Raw genomic sequence first — 17,511 nt, 5'->3', positions numbered from 1 at the left:
GCTCACAGGAACCACTCCAGCCGGTTGCGGACCCGAAACAGGGCGAAGGCGCCGAGGCTGACCGCGATCAGCAGGATAACGCCCTGGAACAGCGGCTGCCAGAGCGGATCGAAATCGAACACGAACAACAAATCGCCGATAGTGCGGAAGGCGAGCGCGCCGAAGATGGCACCGATGGCGCTGCCCTTGCCGCCGAACAGCGAGACGCCGCCCAGCACCACGGCAGCGATCGAGAACAGCGTGTAGGCGTTGCCACTGGCATAGGCCGCGTCGCCCGTATAGGTGAAGAAGGTCAAGAACAGCCCGCCGATCGCGGCCAGCAGCCCGGCCAGCGTGTAGGCGGCGAACTTGCCGCGCCTTATCGGCACGCCGGACATATAGGCCGCCGTCTCCGACGACCCCGCCGCGTAGGCAGCCCGGCCAAGCACCGAGCGACTGAACGGCACCCAGATCACCAGCACGATGGCGAGCAGCACGACGAGGCTCGCCGGCACCACATCGAAGACGCGGCCGGTCAGCGCATCGGCCAGGTCCTCATTGACCGAACCGCCCGGGAACGGCCGCAGCAAAAGACCGATGCCGTAATAGACGGCCCCGGTGGCGATGGTGGCGACGATCGGCTGCAGCCTTCCATAGATGACGATGGCGCCGTTGATAGCGCCGCAGAGAAGACCGACTGCCAGCACGGCGATGACACCGAGCGTGGTCTGCATCGGCGTGCCCATCACCAGCCAGGAGGCCAGGCAGTTGGTGAGGAGAAAAATCATGCCGACCGACAGGTCGATGCCGGCGGTGATCACCACCAGTGTCTGCGCCATGGCGACGAACGCAAGCAGCACACCCTTGTTCGCCGCCGTCTGCACGACATTGGCGGTGAAGCCGGCCGGATGGTTCGATGTGTAGATGACGAACATGACGATGAAGATGCCGAGCGCGAGCAGCGTTCCGCGCTGTTCGGCAAGCCAGTAGCGCCAATCCTTCACGCACTTGCTCCCAGGCCCACCGGGCTCTCCTTGCCATCAATGTTGAGCGCGCTGGCGATCAGCGCCCGTTCGGTGATCTCGGCGCCGACCAGTTCGCGCTTGACCGCCCCGTCATAGAGCACAAGCACCCGGTCGCAGCAGCCGATCAGCTCGTCATAATCGGTCGAGTAGAACAGGATTGCCGCTCCGGCATCCGCCAGCTTGCGCATAAGCTGGTAGAGCTCCTGCTTGGTGCCGACATCGATGCCGCGCGTCGGATCGTTGAGGAGGATGATGCGCGGCTGGCGCATCAACCATTTGGCGATCACCACCTTCTGCTGGTTGCCGCCCGACAGCGCCCCGACCGGGATGTCGAGCCCGGCGGTCTTGATCGCCAAAAGGCCGACCATATCGTCGATCAGCCGCTGCTCGGCGGCCCGGTCGATGATGCCGCCCCTGGACAGCCGGTCGAGCGCGGCGAAAGACAGGTTCTCGCGCACCGTCATCGGCAGCATCAGCCCTTCGGTCTTGCGGTCTTCCGGGATCAGCGCCATGCCGACGCCGTCTTGCCGCGCAGCAGCGGGACTGGCAATGGCAACCGGCTTGCCATCGATCAGGATCTGACCAGACAGGCCGCGCAGCACGCCGAAGAAGGCGAGCAGCAATTCGCGCTGGCCCTGGCCGTCGAGTCCGCCGAGGCCAACCACCTCGCCTGCCCTGACGGTCAGCGAGATGTTGTCCAGCCGGTCCGTCCAGGAGAGCTTGCGGGCTTCGAGCCTCGGTGAGGCTGTAGCTGGCACGGCCGACGGTTTGGGCGGAAAGATGTGGCTGTATTCGCGGCCGATCATCAATTCGACCACCTCATTGTCGCTCTTCGAGCCGGCCTTGTAGCTGGCGACGTTGCGGCCATTGCGGAACACCGTGCACTGATCGGCGAGTTCCGCGATCTCGTTCATGCGGTGTGAGATGTAGAGCAGCGCCAGTCCTTCCGAGCGCAACCGCTTCAGCACGCCAAAAATGTTCGAGACATCCGTCGCGGTGAGCGCGGACGTCGCCTCGTCGAGGATGAGGATGCGTGGCTTTCTGGCGAGCGCCTTGGCGATCTCGACCATCTGCCGGCGCGACAAGGGCAAGTCCTTGACCAATGCCAGCGGATGGATATCGGCGGCTCCCGCGCGCGCCAGCGCCTCCTCGGCGATACGGCGCTGCGCCTTGCGGTCGATCATGCCGAAGCGTTTGGGCGGATCGGAAATGACGATATTGTCGGCGACGCTGAGTTCGGGAACCAGCGACAGTTCTTGGAAGATGCAGACGATGCCGGCCTTGTTGGCCGCACCGGGCGAAGCGAAAGTCACCTCCCGCCCGTCCAGCATCATGCGGCCTTCGTCGGCCGCAACGACGCCCGCCATCACCTTGATCAACGTCGATTTGCCGGCGCCATTTTCGCCAAGGATGGCGTGGATGCTGCCGGATGTGACCGAAAGCTCAGCCTTCTCCAGCGCTCGCACGCCACCATAGCGCTTGGATATGCCTTCCATCTGGAAGAGCGGAACCGCACCGTCCATCGGCCCTCCCGAGGCACCTTGATGGCAGAATATCAGGTGATCGGTGCCGCGGAGATCCCACGGCACCGGATGCTCGACCTACTGGTCAGCCTTGGTCTGACCCATGATTTCCTGGGCGGTGAAATTGATGCCGCAGGTCGGGAAGGAATTGCCGACGAAGAAATTGTCGGACTGGTCGGGGAAGAAATCCTGACCGGCCTTGAAGTTCGGATCTTCGACGATCGCCAGCGGCAGCTTGACCGACTGCGGGACGACGTTGCCTTCAAGTGCGGCGATCGCCGTCTTGATGGCAACCGCCACCTGCGCTGGGCCCGTGCCGGCCGACGAGCATTTCAACCCGTCGCCTGCATGAGCCGCGCAGAATTTGCGGAAGCCATTCTCCGTCTCGCCGCCGAATGGCACGAAAGGATGCTTGGCATCCATCATCGCCTGCACGATGCCGGTGTCGCCGCCCTGCCCGGTGATGCCGTCGAAGGGCCCATTGGTGGCAATCGCGTCGGCCGTCGCTTTCTGGGCAACGCCGTCGTCCCATTTGCCGACCACCTCGGTGACAGCCCACTTCTTGCCGGAACCATCGAGCACCTCGTGGATGCCGGCATGACGGTCCGTATCGACGGAGGTGCCGGCAACGCCGCGCACCTCGAGCACCTTGCCGCCGTTCGGCACATGCGAGACCAGCCATTTGCCCCACAGCTCGCCAAGGCCTTTCTGGTCGACATTGACGTTGATGGCATCCTTGGTGTCGAGAATGTTGTCGAAGGCAACCAGCACGACGCCGGCTTCCTTGGCGCGCTTGATGACCGGCCCAAAGGCGGTCGGGTTCTGTGCGTTGACGACGATTGCGTCATAGCCGGAATCGATGAAGTTGTTGATCGCCGAAATCTGCGCCGGTACGTCTTCGCCGGTCGAGACCACCTTGAATTCCTTCAGCTTGGCGGCGACGTCCTTCTGCGCCGCGTAGGCCTTCGCGGTCTGCACCATCTGGATGCGCCAAGTGTTGGCGATATACCCGTTGGCGAGCGCGATGCGGTATGGACCGGCCTTTTTGGGGAACTTGAAGAACTGCGTGTCCGCGGCCCACGGTGCGAAGCAATCAGGCTCGGCAGCCGGGCCTTTCACGATTTCAGGGCCTGCGGCAATCGCCGACGAGCTCAGCATAACGAATGCAGTGGCGGCAACGATGCCACCAACGAGTGACTTGATCATCGATATTCCTCCCATTTGCAGTTCTGATTTGTTGTTGGCTACTGCACAATCGACGCGTTTGCCCAAGCACCTCCTGCCTTGGCTCACTGCGGTTTCCAGGCGGTCAACGCCGACCTGATCCTCTCCCTGTCGCTCCCTCAAGTGACTAAAAAAGCTATCATATTATCCATAATAAACAAGGAGAATCCTGTCGCTTATGTATAATAAACAGAACTGGTCTTATTGTGAGTTTCCGCGAATAGCGGATGGTAGCGCTACCAAGGAAGCCTGTAAAGCCTCATTTAAGCGAACTCTAAGGTACTCAGCGCGCCGTGCTCTCGCGGCGCTTGAGCTCGAAGCCGAGATCGACGATCCGCTGTTCCGGCCTGTCGCCGGCGATCGCCGCCAGCGCCATGGCGACAGCGCGCCGGCCGATCTCATAGCGGTAGGTGCGGATGCTGGTGATCGAGGGGAAAGCCACCTGCATCATGTCGAGATCGTTGAAGCCGACGATGCCGATGGTCTTCGGCACATCGATTGCGGCGCGATGGCATTCGAACAGCACGCCGATCGCGATATCGTCATTGTTGCAGAAGACGCCGTCGAGCGTCGGCACCTTGGCCAGAGCATCGCGAAACAGTTCGCGGCCAAGCGACACACTGGACGGCACCGGCGTGGTGGTGATGAGCCGCGGGTCGAACAGGCCGGCCTTCTCCATCGCCGCGCGGTAACCGGCCAGACGCCGTTGCGAGCGCGGGTCCATGCGTGCGCCGATGAAGCCGATGCGACGATATCCGGCTTCGATCAGATGCTCGGTCGCTGTCCTGCCGCCGTCGAGATGCGAGAAGCCGACCATCATATCGATGGGATCGGGCCCTGTCTCCATGACCTGCACCACCGGGCAGCCGGCGTTCTCCAGCAATCTTCGCGAGGTTGGCGTCTGGTCGATGCCGGCCACGATCAGCGCTGCCGGCCGCTGCGATCCGAAGACCTGAAGCAGCCGCTCTTCCTCGAGGCCGGAGTAATGCGTGTTGCCGAGCTGGATGCGAAACGGGCTGTCGGACAGGCTGTCATAGATGCCACGCACCACTTCGGCGAAGACATTGTTAGTGAGCGACGGCACCAGCACGCCGAAGACCTCGGCGCGCGCCGAGGCCAGCGCACGCGCATTGGGGTCGGGCACATAGCCCAGCTCTTCGACCGCGGCCTGTATCTGCCGCCGCAAATCTTCCGACACCCGGCCGGGCTCGCGCAAGGCACGCGATACAGTGATGGCGCCGACGCCGGCCTTGCGCGCCACATCGGCAATGGTCGGGCGGCCGCCGCCACGCCGGGAGCGCGGCCTGGTCACCGACGTGTCGCCAAGGCTCGAATAGATGGCAGCGGAATGAAGATCGTCGTCTGTGTCATCGCGCAACCCAAGCTCTGCCCGCCTGGGGTCGGGCATGCACCCGCTATTGTCAAGACCGCCGGTGCCCGCAAAGCGTGTCAGGCAAACGCGGCGGCGCTTCGGTTAGCTTTCCACAGCAACAGCCCGATAGCCACCACATTGACCAGGTTCCAGGCAATGCCGTTGAGGAACGCGGCGGCATAGGAACCGGTAAGGTCGTAGATCCAGCCCGACATCCAGCCGCCGATGGCCATGCCGAAGATCGTTGCCATCAAGACGGTGCCGATTCGCTGTCCGGCTTCCTTGGCGGGCATGTATTCACGGATGATGATCGCATAGCAAGGCACGATGCCGCCCTGTGACAGCCCGAACACCAGCGACACGACATAGAGCGAGGCGAGCCCATTGAAGGGAATGTAGAAAAACAACGACAGGCATTGCAGTGCCGAGCCGATCAGCAGCGTCTTCACGCCGCCGATACGGTCGGCGATGAAACCTGAGCCAAGCCGGCTGACCACACCAGCCGCCATCATGATCGACAGCATGTCGGCGCCATGCGCCACGCCGTAACCAAGGTCCATGCAATAAGCGACGATATGGACCTGCGGCATCGACATCGCCACACAGCAGCCAAGGCCGGCAATGATCAGCAGCACCTGCAACGCCCGCGGTGACAGCGAGATCGGTTGAACCGCCCGGCTGCCGGACGAGCCGGGGGCCATCTGCCTTGGCGCCCCGCGCCGCAGCATCAGCACCAGCGGAACCATGGTCACCAGGCAGAAGATGCCGATTGCCGCATAGGTGAAACGCCAGCCATGACCCTGGATCAGATAAGGCATGACCGTCGGCCAGGCCGCGCCGGCCAGATAATTGCCGGACGCAGCGGCCGTCATGGCGACACCGCGCCGCCGGTTGAACCAGTGGGAGATATCGGCAATCAGCGGTCCGAAGATCGCAGCCGTGCCGACACCGATCAGAACGCCTTGGATAAGGGTGAACTGCAGGATCGAATGCGACAGCGCCGCGAGCAGAAAGCCGGCGGCGAGCAGCGCGGAAGAAACCAGCGCCGGGATCCGGTAGCCAAGACGGTCGACGAAGCGGCCGATCAGGACATTGCCGGCGGCGAAGCCCACCATGGTGGCCGTAAATGGCATCGAGGCGGCAGCGCGATCGACGCCGAATTCGGCCTGGACGGCGGGCAGCACCACGACCACCGCCCAACTTCCGACACAGCCGATGGTGGCGAGCAGCACCGAAATGGCGAGCCGCATCCAGGCATAGCCGCTGTCGATGCCAGGGCTGTTTGCCGTATTTGCAGGTACCGTCGTCAAAGGCGTTTCCCGTCCCGCTGTTCTCGAAGCTTGGCGGGTTCTCGTCCCACTATCGGCTCATTTGCAGCACCGAGCAGCGCCACGGCCGCCAAATCCGTGACTCCAGAAGCTGGAACCGGCCTCATCCGGTGGAGTTGTGCCTCGAGAAAGGAGTTTCGCCATGACCGCCACGAAGAAATGGTCAGCCGACGTGACCGAGCACAGCGACGCGCTCGATCTCGAGGACCATGTATTTGAATCCGACGATGCCAAAAAGATCGCCGCCTCGCTCAAGCGCTCGGCCGAGCACAGTGACCGCCGCAAGGCCGAGCCGTTCCAGTCCGCGATGTCGATGTTGAATTTCTACATCAACCGCGCCGGCAAGAATTTGCCCGAAGAGCGCAAAAAAGTGCTGGAAAAGGCCAAGGACGAACTGCGCGTCGCTTTCGGCCGCGAGAAGCAGGATTAAAAATGTCGCTAAAGCATGAAGGTCTGTTGAGATTCAGGTCAGACCGAGCCGAGAATGGTGGCTTCCGAGAACCGGAGCGAAGCGTATTTGAGGTACGCGAGCACCGGAAGCGCAGGAGGCCGCCATTCGCAGGCCGGCCTCGCCTGAATATCGACGGACCTTAACGCGACTGAATGACTTCGTCGGTGTTCGCCAGCAGCTTGCGCACCGCGTTGCGCGCCGCGTCCGGCCTTTGCAGGCGAATGTTCTTCTCGATCGCCTCATGCAGCTTCTGGGCGTGATGGAGGTCGTCCAGCTCGCGCGTCGTGTAGGTGAAGAGGTGGTCGAAAGCGGATTCTATCAACACGCCGAGCGGCACCAGCAAATCGTTGCCCGAGGCCCTGAGGATAGCGAGGTGGAAGCGCGTATCGGCGCGCGTGCGCTCCTGCAGGTTGGTCGCCTCGCCCATTTCGCGGCAGGCCGCGCTGATCTCGGCCATCTGCTCGTCGGTGCGCCGCATCGCCGCGAAGGCGGTCGCCTCCGGCTCGATGATGTGGCGGAACTCCTGCACCGTCTTCAGAAACACCTCGCGGTCGGGCGAGGTCGCATACCAGGCGAGCACGTCGCGATCGAGCAGGTTCCAGCGCTCCTTAGGCTCGACCCAACTGCCGATCTTGGGGCGTGATGCAAGCAGGCTCTTGGCCATCAGCATCTTGATGGCTTCGCGCACGGCCGACCGGCTGACGTCAAAGGTTTCCGACCATTTGGCTTCGTTGGGCAGGATGGTGCCCGGCGGATAGTCGCCGCGTACGATCCTGAGGCCGATTTCGCTGGCTAAGGATGCATGCACGCTGGCGCCCGGCATGCGCGCCGCATTGGGCCGGCGAACGCCTGCGGCACGCTCGGCGGTTGGCGTTTTCGTCGGCCCTTTTTCGTTGTTCGGCTTCGCGTCGCGCATGTGATCCAGAGATTCCGGTTTTCAGGGGCTGTCAAGCACGACAGGCCAGCTTTGCCATAACGTGCACGGATGTGCACAGCTCAACCAGCGTTTGTTGCCCTCTCACGCGGTTTTGACGTATTTGCGCCAGCTATGCTCGGGTCGGAAGCCGAGCATTTCGCGCGCCTTGCGGTTCGAAAGCAGTGTCTCATATTCGCCGATCTCCGCCTTCACCGGCACCCCCGGATAGAAGCGCTTCAAGAGCTCCGCCGTCGGCAGGTCGGACGAGGTGTCGTCGTTGGCGGCGTTGAACACCTGGTAGCCCAGCCCATCCTTCTCGATGGCGCGGAGCGTGATCTGACCGAGATCGCGCGCGTCGATATAGCTCCAGGCGATGCGCTTGCGGAAACCCGGATCGGCAAACCATTTCGGGAACAAGGAATATTCATGCGGCTCGATGACATTGCCGATGCGCAGCGCGTAGATATCGGCGCCGCTGCGCAGCGCAAAGGCCCGCGCCGTCTTCTCGTTGACGATCTTGGACAGCGCATAAGAGTCCATCGGGTCGACGTCATACTCCTCATCCAGCGGAAAATGCGTCGGATTGCGCGGCTCGTTGGCGAAAACCAGGCCATAAGTCGTCTCCGAGGAGGCGACGATCACCTTGCGGATGCCGAGCTTCACCGCGGCCTCGATGACGTTGTAGGTGCCCATCGCATTGATGCGGAACACCTCATTGTCGGGTGTGATCATGATGCGCGGAATGGCGGCGAAGTGCACCACCGCGTCGACGGGTTGGGCTCTCAGCGACGGATCGAACTCGTGCAGGCCCATATAGCTCGACAGCGCATTGAACACCTGGCCGCTGTCGGTAATGTCGGTGATCAAGGTGCGCACCTTGGGATTGTCGAGCGGCTTGGTGTCGATGTTGAGCACCTGGCAGCCATGCTCGACAAGATATTGGACGACATGGCGGCCGGCCTTGCCGCTGCCGCCGGTGAACATGATCCGCTTCGTCATCCCTGCTCTCTCCACATCGCTTGGCATTGAGGTGTATTGTCAGACAATATTGCATTCCACAACCATATGCGGCAAGAACGACGACATGATTATCGATAATCCCCAAGCCGAACAAATGACAGGACAACCGACATGACCACGAATGCGGCGCGCGAAAACATCGGCTTCATCGGCCTCGGCCTGATGGGGCACGGCATCGCCAAGAACATCGTCGACAAGGGCTACGCGCTGACCTTCCTCGGCCGTAAGAACCGCAAGCCGGCGGACGATTTGGCTAGCCGCGGCGCCAAGGAAGCGGCGACGTCGAAGGAGGTTGCCGCAGCCTCCGACATCGTCTTCATCTGCGTCACCGGCTCGCCAGAGGTCGAGGCGATCATCCGCGGCCCCGGCGGGCTGAAAGAAGGTTTGAAGAAGGGCGCGGTCGTCGTCGATTGCTCGACATCCGATCCGGTCTCGACCGTGGCTTTGGCCGCCGAGCTCAAGGCGCTCGGCGTCGACTATGTCGACGCGCCGCTCAGCCGCACGCCGAAGGAAGCCTGGGAAGGCACGCTCGACGCCATGGTCGGCGCGCCCGACGCGGTGTTCGCCAGGCTGAAGCCGGTGATCGAGACCTGGGCCGGCCGCATCGTCCATATCGGCGGCACCGGCGACGGCCATCGCATGAAGCTGCTCAACAACTTCATCTCGCTGGGCTATGCCGCGATCTACGCCGAGGCGCTCACGCTGGCCGAGAAGGTCGGCATCTCGCCACAGCGTTTCGACAGCGTCATCCGCAACGGCCGCATGGATTGCGGCTTCTACCAGACCTTCATGCGCTGGACGCTGGAGGGCGACCGCGACGCGCATAAATTCTCCATCGCCAATGCGTTCAAGGACCTGACTTATCTCGGGTCGATGGCGGGCGCCGCCGGCATCGCCAATCCGCTTGGCAACGCCACCAAGAACTCATTTGCGACCGCCTTCGCCGCCGGTCCCGCCGAGCAGTATGTGCCGATGCTCGCCACCCATATCGGCAAGCTCAACGGCGTCGACCTGATGCCATCGAAGGACGGCGTCAAGCAGACGATCTGAAAGTGCAGAAGCCGCCTTCTCGAAATTGAACCTGAAAAATCAGGGGCGCCTCGCGGCGCCCCTTTTGATATCGAGTTTTCCCGATGAGCCCGCGCCTACTTCTGGATGCAGGTGTCGGCCGTTTCCTTGGTGCATTCGTCGAGGCCGGTGAAGACCGGATCGTCGACCTTCTTGCCTGTGATGAGGTCGATCATCACCGAAGGCGCCTTGTAGCCCATTTCGAACGGCCGCTGGCCGACCAGCGCGGTCACCAGGCCTTCCTTGGCGATCGCCACCTCGTCGCCGATCGTGTCGGCGGCGCCGATGACGAACTCGTTCTTGCCGATCTTGTCGGCCATCGGCTTGAACAGGTCGCGATAAGGCTGCGGGGCGCCGAACAGCGGCCAGCCGCCCATGATGCCGAAGGCGTCGAGCTTCGGATTGGCAGCGAGGATGTCGGTCATCGCCTGCACACCCTTGGCGCCGTCGTCATTGGTGAACACCGGGCAACCGGCGACTTCGGTCCAGCCGCCCTCGCCTGCCAGCGCCGCGAGGCCTTCCTTGCCCGTCAGCGCATCGCGCATGCCTTGCGCGCGGCGCAGGATGTTGTCGGCCGCGGGGTTGCCTTCGATGGTGCAGATCGTGCCGCCATTCGGCTTGGCCTTCTTGATGTACTCGCCGATCTTCTTGCCCATCAGGTAGTTGTCGGTGCCGAGATAGGTCTTGCGCAGTGCTGCGTCGTCCTTGGCCAGGTCGGCGTCAACGGTCATGATCGGGATCGTCGGATTGGCCGTCTTGAGCGTCTGGGCGATCAGCGGCGCGTTGGACGGCGAGATCGCCACCGCCGCCGTGTCCGGCTTGCTCAGTATATCCTGAAGAATCTGCGCCTCGCCGGCTTCATCCGACGTCGATGCCGGACCGGTGTAGAAGCATTCATATTCCGAGCTGGCGTTTTCCTTGTTCCATTTTTCGCAGCCCTGATGGATGGCTTCGAAGAATGGGTTGTCGAGGCCCTTGACGACAATCACGAGCTGTTTCTTGGCCAGAGCCGGCCCGGCGCCCAGCGCCATGGCGGCGACGGCGGCAAGCAAAAGTGTTTTCCTCATATCAGTCCTCCCTTGAACCAGACGGACACGGCGTGCCCGCCACACCGATCAGCCCGGAACACAAGAACAATGGCAAGCATCTTCGCTACACTCGCATCTTGAGCCGGACTGATAAGCATTTGCCGATCCGCTTGCCCGAATACTGGCGCAGCCGGATCCTTGAACGTCAAACCATTTGCCGCTTCCGCGGTATACGCGCCGGGCGGGCAAAATTATTCCTCCGAGACTTAGCTAATATCGGCTTTCAGCCAACGTCAATTCCTATTTGTCCTACAAAACCGATTTTTCGTCGAGTCTCGAAATTAATCGTCAGACAATTGATTGACGCCCCTGTCCGCATTCGCCTAAATGCACAAATCGCGCCCGTTCGGGAGGAAGTGCACGAGCGGGACGGAAGCTGCGCCGGCAAACCGGTGGCTGCCGTGGGGACAAAAGGGGAGGCTTAAGGCTGGTGTCGGTTCTCGAACTCGCCAACATCTCGAAGCATTTCGGCGCCATCCAGGCGGTCAACGACGTGTCGTTCTCGCTGGAGCCGGGTGAAGTCGTCGGCCTGATGGGCGACAACGGCGCCGGCAAGTCGACGCTGGTCAAGATGATCGCCGGCAATTTCCACCCGAGCCACGGCACCATGCGCTTGGACGGCAAGGAGCTAATTCTGCACAAGCCCGCGGACGCGCGCCAGCACGCCATCGAGATCGTCCACCAGGACCTGGCGCTGTGCAACAATCTGACGGCAGCGGCAAATGTCTATCTCGGCCGCGAGTTGCGCCGTGGTTTCGGCCCGCTCCGCATTCTCGACTATGGCGCGATGTACAAGCGCGCCGGCCAGCTCTTCGCTGTGTTGAAGTCGGAAACCCGTCCCCGTGACCTCGTCAAGCAGATGTCGGGCGGCCAACGCCAGGCGGTGGCGATCGCCCGCACGATGCTGTCGCAGGCCAAGATCGTGCTGATGGATGAGCCAACGGCGGCGATCTCGGTCCGGCAGGTCGCCGAGGTGCTGAACCTGATCCGTCATCTGCGCGACCAAGGCATTGCCGTCATATTGATCAGTCACCGCATGCCGGACGTGTTCGACGTCGCCGACCGCGTCATCGTCATGCGGCGCGGTCGCAAGGTGGCCGACAAGAAGATCGCGGCAAGTTCGCCCGAGGAAGTCACCGGGCTGATCACCGGCGCCATCGAACAGGTGGCGTGATCTTGCGCCCTCTCAGGAAAGGTCGATAATGGCAGTCACCCTTGACCAGACGATCGCGCAGAAGCAGCACACGTTGCTGTCGCGGCTCTTTTCCAACCAGACCTTCTGGGTGGTGATCGCGGTCATCCTGGCCTGCCTGTTCCTGTCCTTCGCCACCGATTCCTTCGCCACCTCGAAGAATCTCTACAACATCACCCGCAATATCACCTTCGTCGCCATCGTGGCGCTGGGCATGACCTTCGTCATCATCACCGGCGGCATCGATCTTTCTGTCGGCTCGGTGCTCTGCCTGTCCTCGATGGTGCTCGCCGTCACCATGCATGCCGGCTATTCGATCGAGATCGGCATCCTGGCGTCGATCGCCACCGCGCTTGCCGTCGGCGCCTTCAATGGCGTGTTGATTGCCTATCTCGGCTTCCCGCCTTTCGTGGTAACGCTCGGAGTGCTGTCGGTGGCGCGCAGCCTTGCCATGGTCGCGTCCAACAACACGGTGGTGTTCCAGTTCGGACCCGACCACCAGAAGCTTCTCGCCTTGGGCGGCGGCGCCTGGGTGTTCGGCATCGCCAATCCGGTGCTCTACACAATCGTGCTGGCGCTGATCACCGGCTTCACCCTGCGCTGGACCAAGTTCGGCCGGCACATCTTCGCCATCGGCGGCAATGAGCATGCGGCGACGCTGACCGGTGTTCCCGTCAAGCAGATCAAGGTCGCGGTCTACATGATCTCGGCGTTGTCGGCGGGGCTTGCCGGCATCATCCAAACCGGATGGCTGGGCGCCGTCACCACCAATCTCGGCAATGGTATGGAGCTGCAGGTGATCGCGGCCACCGTCATCGGCGGCGCGGACCTCGCCGGCGGCGTTGGCACCGCCTTCGGCGCCATTGTCGGCGCGGCTCTCATCGAGGTGATCCGCAACAGCCTCGGCCTGCTCGGCATCAACGCCTTCTGGCAAGGCACCTTCATCGGCGGCGCCATTATCCTGGCGGTGCTGTTCGACCGAATCCGCAATTTCCGCAAAAGCGACTGATTTCGTTGCTATCGCTCAGTCTGAAAATCGGCCCGCGCGCTTTGAGCGTAGGCGGTACACCATTCGACCTGCCTTGACGCAGCCGGACCCCGGCCGCACTATCTCCTGGCAGGCGAAGGGAGGCCAGTCGCCTGCGGGAGGAACGATACCCATGACGGACGCGATCAGGCTCTATTGGGGCCGGTTCGGACATGTCTCCGTGCTGAATGTCGCCAACGACTTCGTCACTCATGCGCATGGCGAGGCGCATCTCATTATCTGGCTGGAAGGCACGGCCGGCGAAATGACCGTCGGCCGCGAAACGGTACGGCTTGGGCCGAAAACAGCGGCCGGTATCAATTCGTTCCAGCCGCACAGTCACGCGCTTGCGCATGACGGCAGATGTGGCCTGTTCCTGGCCTTCTATATCGATCCCGATTGGGCGCGCCTGCGCCGCGATCTGCCCTCCTCGGCGCCGCTGTTCACGCGGGCCGCGATTACGCTGGAGCCGTGGCTGCATCAGGCGGCGGCCAATCTGCTCGATCACCTCACCGACAATGAAAGCATCGACGACGTCGCCAATTACGAGATCGAGCGCTTCATCGACTCAGTGCTCGACGCGGCGGACGCCTCGGCACCGCAGGCGGTACGCGCGCGCATCAACACGATGCTCGACTTCCGCGTCCGCAAGGCGATCCAGCTGATGAAGGCCAATGTCTGCGAGCGCATTTCCTTCGACGACGTCGCCCGTTCGGTCGGCTTGTCGAGGCCGCACTTCTTCGCTTTGTTCAAGGAACAGACCAACCTGACGCCCAACGTCTACTGGAACACGTTGCGCATGGAAGAGGCCGTACGCCAGTTGCAATGGTCGCAGGAACCGCTGATCTCCGTCGCTTGCAATCTCGGCTTCACCACCCAAGGGAATTTTTCGCGCTTCTTCCGCGATCATGTCGGCGTGCCACCAACGCTCTACCGGGAAGCCGCGCGGGCGATAGCCTGAGCCGCAGTCACCTGTTTTTCATACTGATTGATAGGCGCTTAAGACGCCTTGATAAACGTCGTCCGCATCAGCGCCCTACCTTGCCCGGCAGCCGCATTTCGCAAGGGACATTTTGATATGGCCAAAGTCACCGTCTCCAGCGTCATCGACGCGCCGGTCGAAAAGGTCTGGGCGCGCATACGCGACTTCAACGACCTACCGGGCTGGCATCCGCGTATGGTCGAAAGCCATATCGAGGACGGCAAGGACGCTTCGACGATCGGCTGCGTGCGCAATTTCGAGCTCGCCAGCGGCGCGCGCATCCGTGAAAAGCTGCTCGACTTTTCCGATGAGAATTTTCTTGTCAGCTACTCCATCCTGGAGACCCCGCAGCCGCTGACCAACCACAAGGCGACACTGCAGCTCAGGCGCGTCACCGATGGCGACCGCACCTATGCCGAATGGACCGCCAGCTTCGACGCGGCACCGGAAGAGGCCGACAAGCTCGCCGCCGGCATGGGCGCCAATGTCTTCCAGGGCGGCTTCAACGCTCTGAAGAGCCATTTTACCGGTCAGATCTGAAGGAGCGGGCATTGGCGCTGGCACTCCAGACTTTCGCAACGGTGAAGGACGCCAACGCGGCGCTGAAAGCCCACGGCACGCGCTATCTCGGCGGCGGCACGCTGGTCGTCCGCGCCGCCAATGAAGGCGACGTTTCGGTCTCCGGCCTTATCAGGTCGACCGACCCGGCCCTCTCGGCCATCGCGGTCTCGGGCGGCGCGGTCCGCATCGGCGCCTCGGTGACCATGGCGGCGATCGCCCGTCATCCGGACCTCGGCGTCCTTGCCAAGGCGGCGCGCGCCGTCGGTGGCCCGGCAATCCGCAACATGGCGACCATCGGCGGCAATCTGTTCGCGCCGGCGCCTTATGGCGATTTCGCCGTTGCCCTGCTGGCGCTCGATGCCATGGTCGGTACCGATGACGGCGAATTGCCCATCGAGACTTTCCTGGCCGGGCGGGACGAAACCCGTGCCATCGTGACTTCAGTGGCCTTCACGCTGCCAAAGGCCGACAACTTCCGCTTCCTGAAAGTATCGCGGGTCAAGCCCAAGGGCGTTTCGGTGTTGAGCATCGCCGCTGTTCTGGAGCAGGCTGCGGACGGCACCGTGTCTTCGGCGCGGATCGCGCTTGGCTGCATGGCCGACCAGCCGATGCGCGCCAAGGCGGCGGAGAAGGCGCTCCTGGGCAAGTCGCTCGACCAGGACGGCATCGCGGCAGCGCTGGCCGTCGCAACCGAAGGCATCGCGCCGATCACCGATCCGATCGCCAGCGCCTGGTATCGCGCCGAAGTCCTGCCGGTCCATCTCGGCCGGCTGCTGTTGAACTGATGCTTGCCGCCCAAAAGTGCGAAGCGGTTTTGGGATAACGACAAGCAAAAAAATCCGTGGGGGACGCGCGTCTGTCCGATCCGTCGAGCAGGCGCGCAAGGAGGAAGAATGGCGAAGGTCCCGGTGCAATTCACGCTCAACGGCTCCGAAAAAGCCGAATTCATCGACAGCGGCACGACGCTGCTCAATGCCTTGCGCGACAAGATCGGCGACACCTCGCCGAAAGGCGGCTGCCATCAAGGCACCTGCGGCGCCTGCTCCGTCATCATTGACGGTGAACTGCGGCTCTCCTGCCTGACGCTGGCCGAGACCTGCAACGGTACTAGCATCATCACGACATCCGGCCTCGCCGAAGCCGGCGTCCTGCATCCGTTGCAGCGCGCCTTCCTTGATACCTTTGCCACGCAATGCGGCTTCTGCACGCCGGGCATGATCATGGCTGCCAAGGTGCTGCTCGACCACACGCCCAACCCCAGCCGCGAGGACGTGGTCGAGGCGCTGTCCGGCAACATCTGTCGCTGCACCGGCTACGAGCCGATCATCCAGGCGGTGCTCACCGCCGCGCGGTCCAACTCTCAGAACGCGGCTTGAGGGAGCAAAAGATGGAACTGCGCAAGAGCTATTTCGCCGATGTGCGCAAGGACGATCTGCACGAGATCGGCCAGCCAAGGCCGCGTTCGGACTCGCCTGGACATGTCACCGGCAAGACCGCCTATTTCGCCGACCGCAATTTTCCCGGCATGCTGCACCTGAAGATGGTGCGCAGCCCGCATCATCATGCCCGCATCCGCTCGATCGACACTTCCGAAGCCGAGAAGCATCCCGGCGTGGTCAAAATCCTCACCGCCAAGGATGTGCCGCACAATGTCTACACCATCCTGATCCTGATCCAGATCGGTCCCGAGGACGAGACGGTGCTCGCCGACGGCAAGGTGCGCTGGAAAGGCGAGGCCGTCGTGGCGGTGCTGGCCGAGACCGAGCGCGCCGCGCAAGAAGCCGCCGCCAAGGTCAAGGTCGACTATGAGGTGCTGCCCGCCGTCTTCGACATGGAGGAAGCGCTGAAGCCCGGCGCGCCGCTGGTCAACGAATATCACGGCCAGAACTACTATCTCTATGACAGCGGCGAGTGCCGCAAGGTCCGCTTCGGTGATGTCGAGGCGGGTTTTGCCGGCGCTGACCACATCCTCGAACAAAGCTACCAGTCCTCGCCGATCGAGCATGCGCCGACCGAGACCACTGGCTGCGTCGTGGCGCCCGAAGGCAATGACCGCTTCACCTGCTACACCAACACGCAGGCGATGTTCTTCACCCTCGACAACGCCTCGATCATCCTGCAGATGCCGGGCTCGAAGCTGCACTTCGTCGGCGGCACCGTCGGCGGCGGCTTTGGCGGCAAGGTCGATGTCATCGTCGAGCCGATCGCCATTCTAGGCGCAAAGCTCACCGGGCGTCCCGTCTCTTTCATCTACAGCCGCGAGGAGGAGATGCAGATTTCCTCGCCGCGCGCGGCCGAAAAAGTCGTCATCAAGGACGGCGTGATGAAAGACGGCCGCATCGTCGCGCGGAAAGTCACCGGCTATACCGATGCTGGCGCCTATTCGCGCCACTCGCCCTATGGCGCGCAGAAGGGCGCCGGCCACTATCCCGGCCCCTACACCATCCCCAACGTCTGGATCGACACCTACTGCGTCTACACCAACCGCACGCCGTCATCGGCCATGCGCGGCTTCGGCGTCACCATCGGCGACTTCGCGCTTGAAGTGCAGATGGACAAGCTGGCGCGGCTCATCGGCATGGACCCGCTCGAATTCCGCTTCATCAATGCCTATCGCGACGGCGACATGAAGGCGCATCGCCAGCCGACTGAAGGCGCGGCGCTGATCGAATGCATGCAGGAAGCCTCGCGCGCCGCCAACTGGCCGGTGGCGGAGAAATATCTGACGATGTCCTCCTACAAGAACGGGGCTTGA

18 protein-coding genes are annotated in these 17,511 nt (G+C 62.7%); 10 read left to right on the top strand and 8 right to left on the bottom strand.

Annotation, left to right across the window (positions count from 1 at the left end; genetic code table 11):
- Positions 1 to 2: 2 nt before the first annotated feature.
- The 5 genes from AB6802_RS11375 to AB6802_RS11355 all read right to left on the bottom strand — a co-directional run bounded on the left by AB6802_RS11375 (position 3) and on the right by AB6802_RS11355 (position 6,373).
- Positions 3 to 983 (bottom strand): ABC transporter permease, encoded by a 981-nt coding sequence (locus tag AB6802_RS11375; protein ID WP_371010193.1) that lies wholly within the window; start codon positions 981 to 983, stop codon positions 3 to 5.
- The gene (locus tag AB6802_RS11370; RefSeq protein ID WP_371010192.1) at positions 980 to 2,527 is read right to left on the bottom strand and encodes a sugar ABC transporter ATP-binding protein; all 1,548 of its coding nucleotides are present in this window, start codon (positions 2,525 to 2,527) and stop codon (positions 980 to 982) included. Before AB6802_RS11370 ends, AB6802_RS11375 begins: the two co-directional genes overlap by 4 nt.
- A 78-nt stretch (positions 2,528 to 2,605) precedes the next feature.
- Positions 2,606 to 3,733 (bottom strand): sugar ABC transporter substrate-binding protein, encoded by a 1,128-nt coding sequence (locus tag AB6802_RS11365; RefSeq protein ID WP_371010191.1) that lies wholly within the window; start codon positions 3,731 to 3,733, stop codon positions 2,606 to 2,608.
- A gap of 301 nt (positions 3,734 to 4,034) precedes the next feature.
- Positions 4,035 to 5,063 carry a LacI family DNA-binding transcriptional regulator gene (locus tag AB6802_RS11360; protein ID WP_371010467.1) on the bottom strand — a complete coding sequence of 343 codons (1,029 nt, stop codon included), beginning with the start codon at positions 5,061 to 5,063 and terminating at the stop codon, positions 4,035 to 4,037.
- Between the two features lie 137 nt (positions 5,064 to 5,200).
- The gene (locus tag AB6802_RS11355; RefSeq protein ID WP_371010466.1) at positions 5,201 to 6,373 is read right to left on the bottom strand and encodes an MFS transporter; all 1,173 of its coding nucleotides are present in this window, start codon (positions 6,371 to 6,373) and stop codon (positions 5,201 to 5,203) included.
- Positions 6,374 to 6,593: 220 nt separating this feature from the next.
- Here AB6802_RS11355 and AB6802_RS11350 point away from each other — a divergent pair, with 220 nt between their 5' ends.
- Positions 6,594 to 6,881 carry a DUF3175 domain-containing protein gene (locus AB6802_RS11350; protein WP_371010190.1) on the top strand — a complete coding sequence of 96 codons (288 nt, stop codon included), beginning with the start codon at positions 6,594 to 6,596 and terminating at the stop codon, positions 6,879 to 6,881.
- Positions 6,882 to 7,041: 160 nt separating this feature from the next.
- On the opposite strand, the gene AB6802_RS11345 is transcribed toward AB6802_RS11350, so the two are convergent.
- Together AB6802_RS11345 and AB6802_RS11340 are read right to left on the bottom strand one after the other, a co-directional pair.
- Positions 7,042 to 7,818, bottom strand: coding sequence for a FadR/GntR family transcriptional regulator (locus tag AB6802_RS11345; RefSeq protein ID WP_371010189.1), 777 nt, complete (start codon positions 7,816 to 7,818; stop codon positions 7,042 to 7,044).
- Positions 7,819 to 7,920: 102 nt separating this feature from the next.
- Positions 7,921 to 8,817 (bottom strand): NAD-dependent epimerase/dehydratase family protein, encoded by an 897-nt coding sequence (locus AB6802_RS11340; protein WP_371010188.1) that lies wholly within the window; start codon positions 8,815 to 8,817, stop codon positions 7,921 to 7,923.
- 132 nt (positions 8,818 to 8,949) lie between these two features.
- Between AB6802_RS11340 and AB6802_RS11335 the strand changes: the two genes are divergently transcribed.
- A complete protein-coding gene (locus tag AB6802_RS11335) occupies positions 8,950 to 9,888 on the top strand; it encodes an NAD(P)-dependent oxidoreductase (protein WP_371010187.1) in 939 nt (312 codons plus the stop codon).
- Between the two features lie 95 nt (positions 9,889 to 9,983).
- On the opposite strand, the gene AB6802_RS11330 is transcribed toward AB6802_RS11335, so the two are convergent.
- Positions 9,984 to 10,973, bottom strand: a complete 990-nt coding sequence (locus tag AB6802_RS11330) for a substrate-binding domain-containing protein (protein ID WP_371010186.1) — start codon at positions 10,971 to 10,973, stop codon at positions 9,984 to 9,986.
- Positions 10,974 to 11,005: 32 nt separating this feature from the next.
- Between AB6802_RS11330 and AB6802_RS11325 the strand changes: the two genes are divergently transcribed.
- The 8 genes from AB6802_RS11325 (at position 11,006) to AB6802_RS11290 (ending at position 17,511) form a co-directional block, all read left to right on the top strand.
- Positions 11,006 to 11,419, top strand: coding sequence for a hypothetical protein (locus AB6802_RS11325; protein WP_371010185.1), 414 nt, complete (start codon positions 11,006 to 11,008; stop codon positions 11,417 to 11,419).
- Positions 11,420 to 11,424: 5 nt separating this feature from the next.
- Positions 11,425 to 12,168 (top strand): ATP-binding cassette domain-containing protein, encoded by a 744-nt coding sequence (locus AB6802_RS11320; protein WP_371010184.1) that lies wholly within the window; start codon positions 11,425 to 11,427, stop codon positions 12,166 to 12,168.
- A 28-nt stretch (positions 12,169 to 12,196) separates the two neighbouring features.
- A complete protein-coding gene (locus AB6802_RS11315; protein WP_371010183.1) occupies positions 12,197 to 13,195 on the top strand; it encodes an ABC transporter permease in 999 nt (332 codons plus the stop codon).
- A 151-nt stretch (positions 13,196 to 13,346) separates the two neighbouring features.
- Positions 13,347 to 14,174, top strand: coding sequence for a helix-turn-helix domain-containing protein (locus tag AB6802_RS11310; protein ID WP_371010182.1), 828 nt, complete (start codon positions 13,347 to 13,349; stop codon positions 14,172 to 14,174).
- A gap of 117 nt (positions 14,175 to 14,291) precedes the next feature.
- The gene (locus tag AB6802_RS11305) at positions 14,292 to 14,735 is read left to right on the top strand and encodes an SRPBCC family protein (protein ID WP_371010181.1); all 444 of its coding nucleotides are present in this window, start codon (positions 14,292 to 14,294) and stop codon (positions 14,733 to 14,735) included.
- An 11-nt stretch (positions 14,736 to 14,746) separates the two neighbouring features.
- The gene (locus AB6802_RS11300) at positions 14,747 to 15,541 is read left to right on the top strand and encodes a xanthine dehydrogenase family protein subunit M (protein ID WP_371010180.1); all 795 of its coding nucleotides are present in this window, start codon (positions 14,747 to 14,749) and stop codon (positions 15,539 to 15,541) included.
- Between the two features lie 108 nt (positions 15,542 to 15,649).
- Complete coding sequence (locus AB6802_RS11295) at positions 15,650 to 16,132, top strand: (2Fe-2S)-binding protein (protein WP_371010179.1); 483 nt, start codon at positions 15,650 to 15,652, stop codon at positions 16,130 to 16,132.
- An 11-nt stretch (positions 16,133 to 16,143) separates the two neighbouring features.
- The gene (locus tag AB6802_RS11290; protein WP_371010178.1) at positions 16,144 to 17,511 is read left to right on the top strand and encodes a xanthine dehydrogenase family protein molybdopterin-binding subunit; all 1,368 of its coding nucleotides are present in this window, start codon (positions 16,144 to 16,146) and stop codon (positions 17,509 to 17,511) included.

It is taken from the genome of Mesorhizobium sp. RCC_202 (genome assembly GCF_041355295.1).
Classification (GTDB): Bacteria; Pseudomonadota; Alphaproteobacteria; order Rhizobiales; family Rhizobiaceae; genus Mesorhizobium.
Note: the sequence above shows the minus strand (reverse complement) of the source record. Positions and strands in the feature narration are given on the sequence as shown.